We start from the raw sequence: 15,900 nt of genomic DNA on the forward strand, positions 1-15,900 counted from the left end.
AGCAACTAATTTAGTAAATAATAACCGACCAAGAAAGTCCGCGAGGACTTTCGTAAGTAGGCGAGAAGCCAGCAATAAATTATATACGGTGTTACCTGCAGTTTTTTATTTTTCTTGTTTCCAAATGTTAGTTATAAACTCTATTGAATTTGGATTAAATATGCTTGCTGTTCCATTTGGAATTTCTCCGGTTTCTTTATATCTATCCTCGTGTTCTTTTGATCTGAAATTATACGCTGAATAATCGAAATTCTGTTTTAGATTATTCTCTCTTATTATTCTCCAAACTTCGTTACGAGTACATTCAGGACAAATTTCTTTAACTTTGTCAGCGACTTGTATCGATGTTAAAGGGTAACGTTTAATTAAATTTTCTTTAACCTTACGAACGACATCTACTTGGTCAATTGGTGTTATGTCTCCAACTAATTGAAGAGTTTTCGCTCCTTTTTTCTCAGTAAATTCTCCTTCTTTAATGAATGTTAATTTCTTCGCTAATCGTTCATCTATTACCATTAATTGATTATTTCCTTTTTCAATTAATGCTTTTTCTGTGTCTAATATTGCAGCATTTTGTGGTCCTGCTTTTCCGATTTTAGTTACTAAATCCATCCAAGAATTATTGTTTTTTTCAATTCTATGATTAATGATAGATTCAAGTTCGGAAATCTTATTTTTTGTGTTCTACCACCATATCTAAAATAAATTTCTCCATTTTTTATATGGTTATCTTTCCCTTCATCTTTTTTTGCAATTATGGGTTTTACATTTGCTTCAGTAATTTTAAATACCCCAAAATTTAAATTATTAATTTCCATTAATTCTTGTTCCCATTCAATATGTCCCGAAAAAATATCAAGTAAATAACCACTAATTTTTTCGGGTCAATTTTTTCAAATTGATTTTCTGATTGGTCAGAAAGTCCTGTTGCTTTTCTTGGACTATCAGTAATCCCAAAAATCAGATAACCACCTTTATTATTAGAAAAGGCAGAGAAGTCTTTGAAATAATCCGCTAAACCAGCAAAATTAAACTGTTCTTTAAATTCAACAGTTTGACCTTCTCGATGATACAGATTTCCATTTGCTTTAATTCTCAATAATTCAACAATTTCTTCTCTGTCTATCATTTTTTTTAAATTGCAGGTAACGTCTCCGGCTATGAGTAGTTGCGTGGTTTAGTACTTAACTTTGCAACTACGCACCAATCTGAAAATCCGTGAGGATTTTCAGAAGTAGGCGAGAACAAGCAATTACTTATAGCCATTGTTAGCTTTAGTTATTTTATTCTGTCTTTTATAAACCCAAGTTCTTCAGGGTATTTCTTAAAGGATTTTACCATATCCTTACCTTCTTTGAATTTTTTGTAAGAAACATTTATTGAGTCAATAGATTCCCATTCTTTCCTTATCAATTCAAGTTTTTTATTTCTTGTTTTTTTATCCAATTCTGAAGTTAAAATATATTCCAGTTGATGACGAACTTTTTCATGATGCTGTCCAGTATTCTTATGAACAACTGCCTTTTCATTTGGGCGAACAAAAGTTTGATATCCTGTAAATAAGGCAACAAATGAAGTTAGAAAAGCAATGTAAAATCCATGATTTGTATACCAATGAATACCAAAGTCATGAGTTATTGTATCCCATGGAAATCTAAAAGAAAATGCGATAAGTAAGGAGATTATGAATGCGGGATAACCAATCCATAAATGTCGGTTTGACCATTTTATTGATTCATATCTATGTGCATATTCTAATTGATGAACTTTCCTCATCCAGTCCAAAATCATAAGTCTTTGACTTGCGCCTAAATTATTGATCTTTGAGTCAAGTTTTTCTAATAGATAAGTTGGGTCAATTTGGGTTTTTCTATTGATTTTAGAATTTTCAATTTCGCTAGGTCCTACGACAAAAGATTTTGGAACATTTCCATCTTTTGCCGTAAAAGAAAATATTGAGGCACTCAAACCATCTTCACTTAATGTACGAGACTTATGGTAATCGCCTGCATTGATTTCATAAGAACTAAAAGGGAAATATTGTTCTTTAGAAATTTTCTTTATTTCTACGTTGGTTTTAGTATTTACTGCATTAGAGGTGTGCTTATTTACTTTACGAACAGTTTTGTTATATTTTATCTCAAATAGAGAATTTTCTTTTTTATGTGATGTTGTGTTAACTGAATATCTTTCATTTAATATAGAACCAGCTAAAATCCAACTACGCGCATGAAAGGCATGTGAGTGAATACTGAATTTTTTTCTATTGTCAGTTGAGATATGCTGATTTAAACTGTCGTCCCAAATATGAAGCCTAATAAATTCAAATTCTGCCATGTCTTTTAGATATCTATATAAAGGAATAGATAGAAAGCCTTGAGAACCAACTGAAGAAATTATACTACCATCAGGTAAGTTTGAAATAGAAAGGTATAGAAGGTTCCAAACTTCTTTAATATCAAATTGAATATTCTGTTCTTTTGCATTTTGTATTTTAGATATAGCTATTAATCTATTACAGACAGATTTTAAATATAAATTTTTAGTAGCTTTTTGGAAAATTTTTAATTGATTTTCATTTATCCCTTGAAAATCAAAAGTGTTTTCTCGGAAAATCTGAAATCGATGGAAGAAAAACACTTACTGATTCTGCGTAACAAGAGTTAACGGAATCTAGTAGTTTTTCAAAGTCAAAGGAATTTTTCGTCATATTGGTTAATTAAAGCTAACGTTGATGTGTATGGTTAGTTGCATGTTAAGCAACTAATTTAGTAAACTTAAACGTATTTGATAAAATTCCGAAGGAATTTTCCAAATAGGCAATTGCCAAAGCAATTAATTATACACCGTGTTGTGTGCAGTTTTTATTCAGCTATTCTTTTCTTCAAATCCATTCTTTCGTGCAATATTCTCGTTATTTCAACATAATTTTCGTTCAAAGTTCTGTAGAATATTATATGTCGATTTGCACTCATTCCGTGAAGTTGCTTTGATATTCCATCGTAGAATTTCCCTATGTCTCGGGTTTTCGGCAATTTCTTGGCAATTAGAAATCAGTTCTGCGTAATATTTGTCAGCTTGTTTTTCCGACCAAACTTCAAAAGTGTAATCCCAAATTTTTGATAAATCCTCAACAGCTTTATTGGTTAACTTATATTCAGCCATTCGAGTGCTTTTTCGCTTTTAAAGATTCAAGATGTTTTTTTGGGTCAAAGTCGTGAGCTATTCCGCTGTCAATTCCTTCTTGAATTGCCTTTTTTAATGCAATGACTTTACTTTCTTCCTCTTCTAAAAGTCTTAATCCTGCACGAATAACTTCGCTAACGTTTTTAAATCTTCCTTCGCTTATGCTACTTTTCACAAATTGGTCGAAATAATTTCCGAGTGATATTGATGTGTTTTTATTCATTTGAGTACTAATTTACATCAAATATACCAAAAATTGGTATAATCACCAAATTTCTCAAATTGCACACAACGGCTCTTGTATGGTGCGTTTGCATCCCGAAGGGTGCATATGCATTATACAAATTGTTATGTGCTGATTTTTTTGTAACTAAACCTAACCTTTTTAGTTAATATATTCTTTTCGAAAGTTTTTTCTTCGATTAGGTTATTTTCATTATCGTATTTATATTCAATATGCTTATTTGATTTTATAAACAATCTTTTAATTAAATTATTTTTATCATCATATTCATACGAAACTGTTAAATCTTTATTACCATTCTTAATATTATAAACTTTTGACTTATTTCCTTTCTTGTCATATTCATATTCTGATAAACGAATTAATTTACCGTTAGGATTGAAAGACTTTATTTTTGAATATTTACCGTCTTTATTGTAATAGTACTTACTACTTCTAAAATAGTCTTCGCTGTTTTTTCGTTTGTTATGAAGTTCAGTATTTAAGTTCTTTTTGTTATACGTCCGTTTTTGATGAATTAACAAAGTTCCATCTCGCTTATGTTGGAAGTTATCTGTTCTATTGCCATTCTCGTCGTATTTATATGTAAGAATAGTTGAAATTTCTCCAAATTTATAACCTGTTTGTTTTTCCATTAACCCTTTTGAATTGTGTTCAATGGTATAGCTATATCTTATTTCACCTTTTTCATTAAATCGTAAATCTTTAATATGCTTTCCGTTTTTATTATAGAAATCTTGATCAATCAAAATGCTATCATTTGTCTCTAAATTAAATTCATAAGTCAGTTTTTCACCAATCCGGTTTTTAACTCTAAGACTTTCTTCTTTTTCGGATTCGTTTTGTCCGAATAATTGGATTGAAACAAATATTATAAAAAGTATAGTAAGCTTTATTTTCATAGTTTTTTTATTTGCACATAACGGTTCGTGTATGATAAGTTGCGTAGTTTGAGTGCGGGGATTTTCCGTAGGAAAATCAGAAGCAAGCAAACAAGCAACTACCATTGTGCTAGCCCAAATTAGCAATTTTTTATACACCTTGTTAGCCCACGTTATTTTATTTCATCACAGTTGGAACTCCAGTTTCGCAAAGTATTGTTTTAAAGATAGCTATTGATTTTATATTTTGAAGGTTAAGATATGCCGTTTATAATAGCAATCCGTCGTAAGAGTTGCGTTTTGCTAAGGTCAGAAAACGCTTGAGTAATCATTTTTTAATCTTTTACGCATACAGTTTTGCCGCAACGTAAATCAGTCCGTCGCAACAGTGTCGCGTTGTGTTTTATCCGAAATAGGTTGAGTGAGCAGGTGAGAAGTGTTGTTTTTTTACTTTTAAGCAACTTTAGGATTTTTTTTCGAGCCGAGTGGGCATGTGGGCTAACAATGGTATAATGAACATAATGTTCATTATACCGCTAATTTAAGATATAACGAACATATGTTTATTATATCTTTTATATGTTTACACGAAGCTAAGGAATTTTTATTAGAATAAAATCTCCTGTAGTAGACCGGTGTCTATAGCCGTTGATTTAGGACCATGAGCACACTAGTGTTTTAGTATAACTTTAATCGATGCTCTAAGTCCTAAAATGGTGTACATCGTTTTTATTAAATTTTTTGCTTGTCGATTCTGTTTACTATTGATTGCGTTACCTTTTAAACTAACTCGAATCTTGCACAACTTATTTATATTGATCCATGTCTTGAAATGAGTATGAATCTAATTTACCACAAACTCATTTTATAAAACGCTGGTTTCTCCATCGGCAAATACACGATAGTAGTTGCCGTTAGAAATTAACAGACCTTCAGAATCTTGGTTTGGCCAGTTTTTATGGTAATCTTTTGGATGATGCACATCAATTCCTATCACTTTTCCTTGGTGTAATTTTTTTACTTTCGATTGCAATGTGTGCCCAACCACTATAGCTTTTGCCTTAAATTTATCTAATCCAAGCTCCACAACGTCTTGTGTCAAATCATCCTTAAAATACCCGCGATACCAACAAATCCCCGTTTTGTTTGAGGTTAATAGCTGAGCGTTGGATGGCTTTGTTTTTGGGTAATAGGCGGTGTAGTACTGGGCTCTAATAATGTCATTGATGTCCTTCAAACTTAAATCTAAATCGGCTACTTCGGGTGAAGACCCCCATGCGCAAATAAATTTCCATTAATTAATTCTATGGCATTTTTACTAGACAACCATTTTCCAATAAATGAGTTGGTGTCGTATAATTCTGATTGTTTTTTTTCTAATATTCTTGCGGCGGCTAAATATTTTTCTGCTGCAGAATCAAAATTGCCTTGCATGTTTTTCAGCTCGTGATTTCCAATAATAAAATGTACATAACCGCCTTGTTTTTCAGCCTCTTGCTCCAATTTGTAAATAAACCACAGCACCTGTGTCACAGACCAACCTCTATCCATAAAGTCACCAACCAAGACCAAATGGCCCTTACCAAAAGTCCAGTTTAATTGTGTGTCAATCACTTTATTAGTAATAAGGAAATCTCGAAAGGTTTTATAACCCCCTTCAATATCCGAGAGTGCTATAATAGGATTCCCATCCGTATAAGTGGTCTTTGGACTTGTAATGTTATGTTTAATTGTAAAATTGAATTGTGAAGAATCTATTTGAAAATAACTGGTTGCAGAAACTTCAGAAGTACTTGAATGTTCCTTTTTATCAACATAAAAGCCATCATCTTTATTTCCTTTAATGTAGTTGACGCTTACCGTGCTATCATTTTCATAAAAAACATAAGGACCTTCATTACCTATAGTGTACATTAAAGGGTGATCTCCATAATGTAAGCTTGCTCCGTGATATAAACCAAAAAGCACCCCAAAAGCGCTCAAAACTAAAAGTGTTAAAAGTAAATGCTTTAGGTATCTAAATATTCTTTTTTTCATTTCTGTTGTTTTTTATAATTGATACAGACAAAACTACTTTCAACAGTAAGGATATAAAAACATTTGTGATAAACGCCTCTTAGTAAGTGACACAAGGAAGAGGCGTTTACACCGCGTGCTATTATCACACTTTTGTCTCATTTCAACACTATTTTATGGCTGTTGGTCAACTTCTTTTGTGATTACATTTTATACGCTTATTTTGCGGTATGATGTCAATAGTAGAACAAAAAAAATGGTTGTGGATTAAGGTCTTTATTTTAATAACCTTAGCGATTCCAATGGCTATATTAGGCTATGAGTTTTTCGTGTTAGGAAACGATTCCGTAACCTTTTTGGGCGATTATCCACCGCTAGTGGGTAATTTGGTTTTAACCTATTATTTACTCCTATTAGCGATTGGTGTCCTGTGGATTATGGTGCAATTAAAGGCGGTACTAAAGCTTAAAAATGAGAATGCCAAAAACGAACTCTTGCATTTACAAAGTCAGGTGAATCCGCATTTCTTTTTTAATATGCTTAATAATTTATATGGTTTAGTTGATAAGGATACGGCGCAAGCGAAAGCCTTGATTTTAAAATTGTCAGAATTGATGCGTTATAGTATTTATGAAGGAGAAAAGCCTTTGGTGTCTCTTGAAGAAGAAGCAGACTATTTAAATAATTACATGGCCTTGCATCGTATGCGTTACCATAAAACTATTGATATACAATGCAATATCACTATGGAAGATAGCACCGCTATGGTCATGCCATTATTATTTATTATCCTTTTAGAAAATGCCTTTAAGCATGGGGTTGAGAATTTAAGGGATCATGCCTACGTGCATATTAATTTAACCGCCGGAGATGGTGTTATTGATTTTGACGTAGAAAACAATTTTGATACCAGTGAGCTTCCTGAAACACAGGGTATCGGGATTAAAAATTTAAAGCGTAGATTAGAATTGGCGTATCCAAAAAAACACAGGCTTATAATTACTAGTCAAAATGAGGTGTATAAAGTACAATTACAATTACAACCATGATGAAATATCTTATTATAGATGATGAACCTATGGCTCATGAAATCATTAAAGGCTATGGTGATTTATTACCTAACCTAGAATTAATGAAGCACTGTTATGATGCTATTGAAGCCTTAGACTACTTAAGGGATGCAACTGTCGATTTAATTTTTTTAGATCTCAATATGCCTAAGTTAAAGGGGTTTGAGTTTTTAAAAACGCTATCCCATCCACCAAAGGTCATTGTAACAACGGCCTATAAAGAATATGCCCTTGAAGGGTATGAACTAAATATAACCGATTATCTTTTAAAACCCTTCAGTTTTGAGCGGTTTTTAAAAGCAGTTAATAAAGTAACAGAAGCCATTGAGCCTTTACAGCCAGTAGTGTCTCGGTCAATCTCATGCAGAAGAAGCACGTCTATTTCTTCATGCTAACAAAACCCACATTCAAGTAAAGATTGCCGATATTCTTTTTGTTGAAGCGGAAGGTAATTATTCTAAGGTGGTGTTTGCCGATAGAAACATCCTTGTAAGAGAAAAAATTTCTGAAATGTTACAAATATTATCCAATAATGAATTCATTCAGGTACATAAATCCTTTGTTATTTCTAAAAAACATATTGATAAAATAGAGGGTAATAGGATAAACATTGGTTCTTTTACAATTCCCATTAGTAAAACCTATAAAAAGCATGTGATTAAGCTAATAAAGTAGTGCTGTTTTTTAAGTTAGCACCTTCTCCTCAACGAATGTCAATTTTGTACGTCTTTTGCCTGATTGGTTAAAATCTTTAAGCAGGGAAACAACAAATAATGTACCCGAAGCTTCATCACTCTTTAGCGATATATTGCCACCATGTGCTTCTGCCACTATTTGCGCTAAAGCAAGACCCATTCCCCAACTTTTTCGTACAGCATTTTTATCCTGATTATCTTGACCTAAAAATTCAAACACTTGCTTTTGTTTACCTTTAGGTATCGAGTTACCATGATTATGAACTCTGATTTCAACCGCATTATTCGTGTTTTTGGCAGAAATTGTAATGGGATGCCTTGGAGAGCCATATTTTACAGCATTACTAATGAGGTTTTAAAGAAGTCGTTTCACAGCTGTACTATCAAAAACACCAAGCAGTTGTGCTTCATCGCACTCAAAAAGAATGTCATTGGTGTAAAATTCTTTAGCTTCTGTAACGACCCATTTTACATGTTCTAAAACATCGCCAGCTTCAAAGTTGAGTAAAATACCTTCGCCTGCTTTTATGGTAATGCCATCCATTAATCCTTCAAGTAGATTCAATCCCTTACTAACACTGCGTTTGGAGGCTAAAATTAAATTATCATTCCATTCCTGGTCTTCATCTTTGTCCATCATTTCTAAAGCTAATTGTGCTGCAGAAAGAGGATTGCGTATGTCGTGTGCTAATGTGCCAATTAGTTTCTCTTGCATCTCTTGTATGGCACGAGAAAAAGAACCTACAGACTTTAAGATAGACGTTTCAATGACGTATTTGAGGAGATCTGAAACCTTTTCATTACAACCATTGCGGGAAATAAGAAAGTCACTTAATGTACGATGAAAAATTATATATTCGTGTACCACCTGCTCAACAGTGTAATACGCTGTACTTGACCTATGTCTGCCATGATGCTTGCTGTTTTCCAAAATTTCATTATATTTTTCATCTTTACTAATGTCTTCGATGTCATTAAATCGTACCATAAGATCTGCAATGTCTTCTATAATATTAGGTAAATGGTCATAGAGAGATATGGCGTTTGCTTCTTTGCTAGCAGGAACTTCCTTTGTTACCTGATTTTGCCAAATGTCCATGATTTTTGATACATTCTCACGAAGAATTTTTGCTGTTTTATCCATAAAGGGATCTTTTTTATAATTTTTGGTGTGTTAATGAGAAATTAGTAGCTCATTAATGTAATGTACTGTAAAAGTCTAAATTTTAAAATGTTAGAAGAATTAAGCTAAGTATTGTTGTTAACAATTAGACTTTAGAATTCAAATTATACGGTTTAGTCATAACTATTTAATCAAAAATCTTGCCGCAAAATGATATTTGTTCATTTGGCATTATTGCCATGTCTCTCTATAACACCATCAGCCCAATCCTTAACGCGTGATCCAAAGCATTCTAAAATAGCATCTACACCAACAATACTGCCTTTAGCGAGTCGGCCTAAAAGTGCTAAGTGTAGCGTTTGTTTACTGTTTTTAGAAATCACTAAGCCATTTGGCTGTGTTTTTACACCCAATTGATTATGAATGGGTTGAATAACTCTATCCTCTAATAAATTAGTAACAATCTTTGAAGTCACCTTAATGATTTGAGGACTATCCAAAACTGAATTTATCATAACATTTACGCATGCTTTCTGAGTATCTTTCTCCATTAACCATCCTTTTGTTGTTGACGTGATTTTTGGATTGTTTACGAAAATTAAATCCAAAGTGCCCTCATATGTTAAGGCTAATAATTGTTGTAAACTTTCAATTGGTGGGCCAAATGCATAACGCTTCATACGCTCATCTAATTTAATGACCTCACTAATGACATCATCTTTTAAATTTGAGTGAGACATCATTTTATAAATTATAGGCTCACAATGTCTCCAAACTTGTCCTATGCAGTAATCGAGACTTATAGGTTTGAAAGCTGTAGCCATATCAATAAATGATTGAATAATTTTCTCCGGTGCTTGCTTCTTAGATAGCATAAGTGCATGAGAAAAATCAGCGTCTTTAAGATAGTTGTTTATAATCATTTTCAGTTCATGGGTAGAAAACTGGTGTTTGTAGGCTTTGTTTTTTAAAGATAAAAATTGATGGGAAGCAATAGTTGCAAAGGCCTCTATTAAAAAGCGGTTTCCATTGTCATAATTTTCATCGTCACGAACACGTAATAAGTCATATTTAAAAGCAAGAAGTTTAGCTTCAGGCGGCGTAAAAAGAGCATCTACTTGAGCGTTTAATGGTTTGCATGCCATTGGTAAACCATCTAACGAAAAGGGGATAAGCTTTAATTTCTTTCTCCCTCTCTTATAAACCATTTTGTGAGTTAATTCATCTGTAATTTCAAAAACGCCACCACTGGCTGTTGTTATTGCTCTTACAAGATCTATCATAGCTAGCCCAAAGCCTCTAATACCAACTCGGTGTGACACATTCTTAAAGTCTACTTCTAAAATGGGTTTAATGGGGTATGGATTAGTAAAGAGTTTAATACCAGGGTGATTTTCAGCATAATTAGCCCATGTCTCCAGTTGCTTAGATAATTTGGTGTTTTGATGTCCAATGGTTAGCACAACTTCATCTGCACTGTGCTTTTCTTCAGTATTCGTTAGAATAGTGAAGTCTTCCTCATTACTTGTTATGTCATGAACCTCCGAATTAATTACCGTAAGCAGACCAAGTGGCTTTAGAGCTGAGGCAATCGAATCATACCGTTCCCTAAGATATTGTCCCATTTCTGAGCGCTTCGGAAACACTTCGTGATTGTTGTTAAGAATGTCGTCTTTCGTTTTACCTGTCCATTGATGATACGAAGGAAAAGCTTCTATTTCTAAAGCATTCCCTTGAATTTTTGGTCTTTCAGCTAGTGTTAAAGCGCGTTCTGAAATGTTCAGCCAGTTAGAATCGGGTTGATTTGAGCGATAAATAAACCCACACCCCAATTGCTCTGTTTTTTCAAATAGCAGTACGTTTATTGAAGTTTTAATAGAGCTATTCGCTTGTGACTGGAAAATGTTTTCTAGTGCAGAAAGACCTCTTGGCCCGGAACCGATGATGGCGATAGTTAAAGGCAAGCTTGTCATAAAATTATTAAAGATTAGTGACTTTGGTACGTTTTGAAAATTCTAAGCCTTGAATTTATAATATAAAAGAGAACTTTATTTAATATAGTAGTGGTCTTAGCGTATTTCAATCTTATCGATTAACAATTCAAAAGCTTCTGCTTTTTTATTACCGAATAAAAAGGCTATCTCTTCAATGAATTCTTTATCAAAATTAGGGTACTCTAAAGTTCGGCCTCGAAAGGCAGGGTATAAGTCTTTTAAATCTAGAGTGATGATTTCCCATTCGCCGGAGGTTTTAAAAGTAGTAATATACGAATACCGCTGGCGATCATTGGCCTTTACTCTAAACTGGTAGGGCTTTCCATCACCTTTTAATTTGATACATACCTTGGTGTGATTAGATACGTTTATTGCTTTGGTATCATAACGTACAGAAGAAAATCCACCGTTATTTTCCGGAGAGACGGTACCGCTAAAAACCGCGTGACCGTCTTGGTTTATATGAAAAACACCATTAGAACGCCCGCCCATGACCACATCGTCTACAATACGCCAATTAGAAATATTTGAATCTTTAGTAAAGTCGAAAATAGTAGTTGTAGTTGCCATAGCTGTAATAATTAATAGAAGTAAGGCTAATGATTTCATAGCGTTTCTTTTTACTCAAATTTACGGCTAATTACTAGGTTGTTATCTCAATAAAAAGTTAAAACAGGAGTTCACTATTTATAATTTTAGTAAAATAAACCGGTGTGCAAATGGTAAATAATGAGTAAATGCTGTAACACGAAACATTTTTTCTTAGCCATGAATCGTCTCACTTTTACCATAGCTTTTAATGAGTTCCCCCTCAAAAACCACTAGTTCTTGCCAACGCTTATCGACATCAATACCTTTTCCGTATTTACGGGCAAAGGTGATAAACGTGGTGTAGTGTCCGGCTTCACTTATCATTAAATCATGATAAAATTTTGCCAACTCGGGTCTTTAATACGTTGTGATAAGAGTTTAAAACGCTCGCAACTACGTGCTTCTATCATGGCAGAGAACAATAAACGATCGACAAAACTCTGGAGTCTGTTACCGCCTTTATTCATAAACTTATACAATTGATTTACGTAATGATCTTTCCGCTCTCGGCCCAAAGTATAACCACGTGCCTTGATAATATCATGAACCATTTGAAAATGTTCCAATTCTTCCTTGGCCAATTTTAATAACTCTGTTACCAGTTCTTCATGTTCGCTATTGTGCGTAATAATGGTAATGGCATTAGTAGCTGCTTTTTGTTCACACCAAGCATGATCGGTCAGAATTTCTTCAATATTACTCTCTACAATAGTTACCCAACGGGGATCGGTTTCTAGTTTAAGATGTAGCATACTCATGATAATAGTCTTTATTTATATGCCAAAGATAAAGATAATAGATATTGGTACTATTTTTACTGGACTTATATCATGGAGCAGCATCACTTGTAAATTGCTTTTAACAGCTTATAAACGTTTCCTGCACTAGTAATTGCACCTTCCATCTTGCCAGGAAATACAGCACTGGTCTCAGCTCCAGCAATAAATAATCTATTATTTAACTGTGCCTTCCGGTATAAGGGATGTCCATTGTTTTGTTGTGGCTGTAAGTTATTAGTACTGTCTCCTATGGTGGTGTGTTTTTCATGCTTCCAAACACATTCTTCATAGTTTTCAAAATCTAAGGCAATAGGGCCATAATAACTTTGAAGTTGTTTCAATGCCAGTGTTTTTCGCTCTTCTCTAGTGTGATTATAAAAAGAGGCATTCATGAAACCGCTTAAGGCATACAAATTACCGTTGGCATTGGAATGGTCGTAGCATTCATTTATGGGACCAACACCACTGTAGATCGTGCCACTAGATTTTTTATTATTCCAAAAGTTGGTTTTATAGGTGAAACCAATCCTAATGGAATCGTGCATCCACGTGTGTGTCTTTAATAATAGTTCTTTAAAGTGGTTTGGTAATTACGGTATTGTGGTTATGGTTTTTAAAAATAGTAAAGGAGGAAGCGTAGAGACCACATGATTACAATGGTAAGTAACATCAGTAGTGATTGCTTTTAGACCATTAGCCTGCAGTGTTATGCTGTGGAGGCTTTGATTATAAGAAATGGTACCTTCTGAAAGCGTTTCTGCTAAAGCTTTTATAATAGAGTAGGTACCCCCTTTAACGCGGTAACTTACAGAATTGTTTTCGGGTAGTTCTACAAGTTGGCGGCCTTGTGTATGGTTCGGGTGATAAATGGCAGTTCTGCCATACTGTTGCTCAAAAATGGGAATGTGGAGTGCTTTTAATAGTGATAATGCCGCCGTTTGCTGTTCCATTAACCATGTTGCTCCTAACTCAATAGGAGCTTGATGCGCAGGGTACTTCGTTTTAATACGGCCGCCGGGAGCATGTCGTGCTTCAATAACTTTAACAGCGATATTGCTATTTTTAAGGTAGTAGGCGAGTGTTAACCCTGTTAAGCCTGCTCCAATAATGAGCACGTCTGTTTTAATTGATTTCATAGCTTACGAAATATAATTCCATATGTTTTTATACTTACCCATTTGCCTATAAGTCTCTAAAACTACTGCGTTTTCAGCATGTCCTAGAGAGGGGTCTTTTTCTAAAAGTAGTTTTGCATGTTGTCGTGCGAGCTTTAAAATGTCATTGTCTTTTATAATATCTGCAATGCGAAGATTCAACACGCCACTTTGCTGGGTGCCCATGATATCTCCTGGGCCACGCAGTCGCAAATCGACTTCAGCAATTTCAAAACCATCATTCGTGCTTACCATCGTTTGTAAACGTGTTTTGCTGTTTTCTGAAAGTTTATGGCTCGTCATTAAGATGCAGTAACTTTGTTCTGCACCACGACCTACACGGCCTCTTAATTGATGCAATTGTGATAAGCCAAAACGTTCTGCACTTTCAATAATCATTACCGATGCATTGGGGACATTAACACCCACCTCAATGACCGTAGTAGCGACCATGATTTGTGTTTCTCCTTTTATAAAACGTTGCATTTCAAACGCTTTATCTGCAGGTTTCATTTTACCATGAACAATAGAAATTTGATACTCCGGCATTGGAAACTCTCTAGAAATACTTTCATAGCCATCCATTAAGTCTTTGTAATCCATTTGCGCACTTTCCTGTATTAGAGGATAGACTATATAGATCTGCCTTTTTTTAGCAATCTCATCTCTAATAAAGCGAAACACTTTAAGGCGATTGGAGTCGTATCGATGAACGGTTTTTATAGCCTTTCTACCTGGAGGCAACTCATCAATGATAGAAATGTCTAAATCACCATAAACAGACATGGCCAAGGTACGCGGAATTGGAGTAGCAGTCATGACCAAAACATGGGGTGGTAAGCTGTTTTTTTTCCATAATTTAGAGCGTTGTTTTACACCAAAACGATGTTGCTCATCAATAATCGCTAGTCCTAAATTCTTAAACTTTACCTTATCCTCTATAAGTGCATGCGTGCCTATTAAGATGTCTAGCTCTCCGTTTTCAAGCATGTCGTGAATCTTACGACGTTCAGAGGTTTTACTAGAGCCTGTGAGGAGTTTAATGTTGATATCCAAATCGTTACAAAGGGCTTTTAAACCGTTGTAATGTTGTACGGACAAGATTTCTGTTGGTGCCATTAAACACGCTTGAAAACCATTATCCAGTGCGATAAGCATCGACATAAGCGCCACTATGGTTTTTCCGGATCCTACATCGCCTTGCAACAACCGATTCATTTGAGCATTGTTTCCTAAATCCTGACGGATTTCTTTCAACACTCTTTTTTGAGCCCCAGTTAATTCGAAAGGCAAATGCGCCTTAAAAAAAGTATTAAAATAGGGACCTACTTTTTCAAAAGGAAAGCCTTTTATTTTAGATTTATGAATTAAATTCTTTAAAATTAATTGTAATTGAATGTAAAATAATTCTTCAAATTTTAACCTGAACTGTGCTTTGAAAAGGGAGGCAGAGTCGACCGGGAAATGAACGTTGAATAGGGCTTTAGATTTTGAAACTAATTTTAATTCCTCACGCATGTTTTCGGGTAGCGTTTCAGCAAATTTACCACCCGTTTCTAGGAAGAGGTTTTGCATGATTTTGGTCATAATGCGATTGGTAATGCCCTTATTCGATAACTTCTCTGTTGACGGATAAATTGGCTGCATCGAAGAACGTAAATTTTGTTGATGCTCCACCAATAATTCGGTATCCGGGTGAGCCATATTAAACTTACCACCAAAAACACTGACCTTCCCAAAAATAACATAAGGGACATTTACCTTTAAGCCTTCCTTGATCCATTTTTGCCCGCGAAACCAAACGAGTTCCATACTGCCCGTTTCATCCTGAAAATTAGCCACCAAACGTTTGCCTCTTTTTTGAGCGATCTCTTTAAACCCCGTAATTTTTCCTATTACTTGAACTTCGGCAGTATTAGCGTTCAATTGATTAATTTTATAATACTGCGTGCGATCGAGATAGCGATTTGGAAACAGATTAATCAAATCTTGATAGGTGTGGATACCCAATTCCTTTCGGAGCAAATCGGCACGATTTGGTCCAACACCTTTTAAGTAATCAATGGGTGTTTGCAGATTGGTAGCCATAAGAGAACGAATTTACTGTATTTCTCTTGATTGTAAAAGTGAAATCGGTCTATCCTCTTAAATGGCTTCAACGAGCTTA

Annotated in this window: 16 protein-coding genes and 3 pseudogenes; 3 read left to right on the forward strand and 16 right to left on the reverse strand. The window is 34.4% G+C overall.

Annotated elements, in window-relative coordinates:
- Positions 1-105 precede the first annotated feature (105 nt).
- The 9 genes and pseudogenes from N7U66_RS20710 to N7U66_RS20750 all read right to left on the reverse strand — a co-directional run bounded on the left by N7U66_RS20710 (position 106) and on the right by N7U66_RS20750 (position 6,348).
- A complete protein-coding gene (locus N7U66_RS20710) occupies positions 106-612 on the reverse strand; it encodes a hypothetical protein (RefSeq protein WP_267676758.1) in 507 nt (168 codons plus the stop codon).
- A complete protein-coding gene (locus N7U66_RS20715; protein ID WP_267676759.1) occupies positions 603-818 on the reverse strand; it encodes a hypothetical protein in 216 nt (71 codons plus the stop codon). Before N7U66_RS20715 ends, N7U66_RS20710 begins: the two co-directional genes overlap by 10 nt.
- Positions 818-1,129: an ATP-binding protein gene (locus N7U66_RS20720; protein WP_267676760.1), complete on the reverse strand. Its 312-nt coding sequence runs from the start codon at positions 1,127-1,129 to the stop codon at positions 818-820. Before N7U66_RS20720 ends, N7U66_RS20715 begins: the two co-directional genes overlap by 1 nt.
- A gap of 149 nt (positions 1,130-1,278) precedes the next feature.
- On the reverse strand, positions 1,279-2,640 hold the full coding sequence (locus N7U66_RS20725; protein ID WP_267676761.1) for an SLATT domain-containing protein: 1,362 nt from the start codon (positions 2,638-2,640) through the stop codon (positions 1,279-1,281).
- A gap of 224 nt (positions 2,641-2,864) precedes the next feature.
- A pseudogene (locus N7U66_RS20730) lies at positions 2,865-3,165 on the reverse strand (type II toxin-antitoxin system RelE/ParE family toxin).
- Complete coding sequence (locus N7U66_RS20735; RefSeq protein ID WP_267676762.1) at positions 3,158-3,409, reverse strand: type II toxin-antitoxin system ParD family antitoxin; 252 nt, start codon at positions 3,407-3,409, stop codon at positions 3,158-3,160. The pseudogene N7U66_RS20730 and the gene N7U66_RS20735 overlap by 8 nt, the downstream one beginning before the upstream one ends.
- A gap of 125 nt (positions 3,410-3,534) precedes the next feature.
- Positions 3,535-4,470, reverse strand: coding sequence for a hypothetical protein (locus tag N7U66_RS20740; protein ID WP_267676763.1), 936 nt, complete (start codon positions 4,468-4,470; stop codon positions 3,535-3,537).
- A 706-nt stretch (positions 4,471-5,176) separates the two neighbouring features.
- Positions 5,177-5,548, reverse strand: a complete 372-nt coding sequence (locus tag N7U66_RS20745; protein WP_267676764.1) for a metallophosphoesterase family protein — start codon at positions 5,546-5,548, stop codon at positions 5,177-5,179.
- Positions 5,549-5,565: 17 nt separating this feature from the next.
- Complete coding sequence (locus tag N7U66_RS20750) at positions 5,566-6,348, reverse strand: metallophosphoesterase (protein ID WP_267676765.1); 783 nt, start codon at positions 6,346-6,348, stop codon at positions 5,566-5,568.
- Between the two features lie 209 nt (positions 6,349-6,557).
- Here N7U66_RS20750 and N7U66_RS20755 point away from each other — a divergent pair, with 209 nt between their 5' ends.
- From N7U66_RS20755 to N7U66_RS20765, 3 genes are all read left to right on the forward strand, one after another.
- Complete coding sequence (locus tag N7U66_RS20755; RefSeq protein ID WP_267676766.1) at positions 6,558-7,376, forward strand: sensor histidine kinase; 819 nt, start codon at positions 6,558-6,560, stop codon at positions 7,374-7,376.
- Positions 7,373-7,792 (forward strand): LytR/AlgR family response regulator transcription factor, encoded by a 420-nt coding sequence (locus N7U66_RS20760; protein ID WP_267676767.1) that lies wholly within the window; start codon positions 7,373-7,375, stop codon positions 7,790-7,792. Before N7U66_RS20755 ends, N7U66_RS20760 begins: the two co-directional genes overlap by 4 nt.
- A gap of 70 nt (positions 7,793-7,862) precedes the next feature.
- Positions 7,863-8,072, forward strand: coding sequence for a LytTR family DNA-binding domain-containing protein (locus tag N7U66_RS20765; protein ID WP_267678568.1), 210 nt, complete (start codon positions 7,863-7,865; stop codon positions 8,070-8,072).
- Positions 8,073-8,081: 9 nt separating this feature from the next.
- Here N7U66_RS20765 and N7U66_RS20770 read toward each other — a convergent pair whose 3' ends face one another.
- From N7U66_RS20770 to recG, 7 genes and pseudogenes are all read right to left on the reverse strand, one after another.
- A complete protein-coding gene (locus N7U66_RS20770) occupies positions 8,082-8,441 on the reverse strand; it encodes a sensor histidine kinase (protein WP_267678569.1) in 360 nt (119 codons plus the stop codon).
- 6 nt (positions 8,442-8,447) lie between these two features.
- Entirely contained in the window at positions 8,448-9,191 is a 744-nt protein-coding gene (locus N7U66_RS20775; protein ID WP_267676768.1) for a histidine kinase dimerization/phospho-acceptor domain-containing protein, read from the reverse strand.
- A gap of 245 nt (positions 9,192-9,436) precedes the next feature.
- Positions 9,437-11,179, reverse strand: coding sequence for an FAD/NAD(P)-binding protein (locus N7U66_RS20780; protein ID WP_267676769.1), 1,743 nt, complete (start codon positions 11,177-11,179; stop codon positions 9,437-9,439).
- A 105-nt stretch (positions 11,180-11,284) separates the two neighbouring features.
- The gene (locus N7U66_RS20785) at positions 11,285-11,818 is read right to left on the reverse strand and encodes a CIA30 family protein (RefSeq protein WP_267676770.1); all 534 of its coding nucleotides are present in this window, start codon (positions 11,816-11,818) and stop codon (positions 11,285-11,287) included.
- A gap of 153 nt (positions 11,819-11,971) precedes the next feature.
- A pseudogene (gene miaE / locus N7U66_RS20790) lies at positions 11,972-12,552 on the reverse strand (tRNA isopentenyl-2-thiomethyl-A-37 hydroxylase MiaE).
- Positions 12,553-12,641: 89 nt separating this feature from the next.
- Positions 12,642-13,715, reverse strand: a pseudogene (locus N7U66_RS20795) (flavin monoamine oxidase family protein).
- A gap of 3 nt (positions 13,716-13,718) precedes the next feature.
- A complete protein-coding gene (gene recG / locus N7U66_RS20800) occupies positions 13,719-15,821 on the reverse strand; it encodes an ATP-dependent DNA helicase RecG (RefSeq protein ID WP_267676771.1) in 2,103 nt (700 codons plus the stop codon).
- Positions 15,822-15,900: the final 79 nt, after the last annotated feature.

This window comes from Lacinutrix neustonica (assembly GCF_026625145.1).
GTDB classification, from domain to species: domain Bacteria; phylum Bacteroidota; class Bacteroidia; order Flavobacteriales; family Flavobacteriaceae; genus Lacinutrix; species Lacinutrix neustonica.

Coding starts and splice junctions, on each gene's coding strand:
- N7U66_RS20710 (WP_267676758.1), bottom strand. CDS start 612: ATGGATTTAGTAACTAAAATCGGAAAAGCAGGACCACAAAATGCTGCA.
- N7U66_RS20715 (WP_267676759.1), bottom strand. CDS start 818: ATGGAAATTAATAATTTAAATTTTGGGGTATTTAAAATTACTGAAGCA.
- N7U66_RS20720 (WP_267676760.1), bottom strand. CDS start 1,129: ATGATAGACAGAGAAGAAATTGTTGAATTATTGAGAATTAAAGCAAAT.
- N7U66_RS20735 (WP_267676762.1), bottom strand. CDS start 3,409: ATGAATAAAAACACATCAATATCACTCGGAAATTATTTCGACCAATTT.
- N7U66_RS20750 (WP_267676765.1), bottom strand. CDS start 6,348: ATGAAAAAAAGAATATTTAGATACCTAAAGCATTTACTTTTAACACTT.
- N7U66_RS20755 (WP_267676766.1), top strand. CDS start 6,558: ATGATGTCAATAGTAGAACAAAAAAAATGGTTGTGGATTAAGGTCTTT.
- N7U66_RS20760 (WP_267676767.1), top strand. CDS start 7,373: ATGATGAAATATCTTATTATAGATGATGAACCTATGGCTCATGAAATC.
- N7U66_RS20775 (WP_267676768.1), bottom strand. CDS start 9,191: ATGGACATTTGGCAAAATCAGGTAACAAAGGAAGTTCCTGCTAGCAAA.
- N7U66_RS20785 (WP_267676770.1), bottom strand. CDS start 11,818: ATGAAATCATTAGCCTTACTTCTATTAATTATTACAGCTATGGCAACT.
- recG (WP_267676771.1), bottom strand. CDS start 15,821: ATGGCTACCAATCTGCAAACACCCATTGATTACTTAAAAGGTGTTGGA.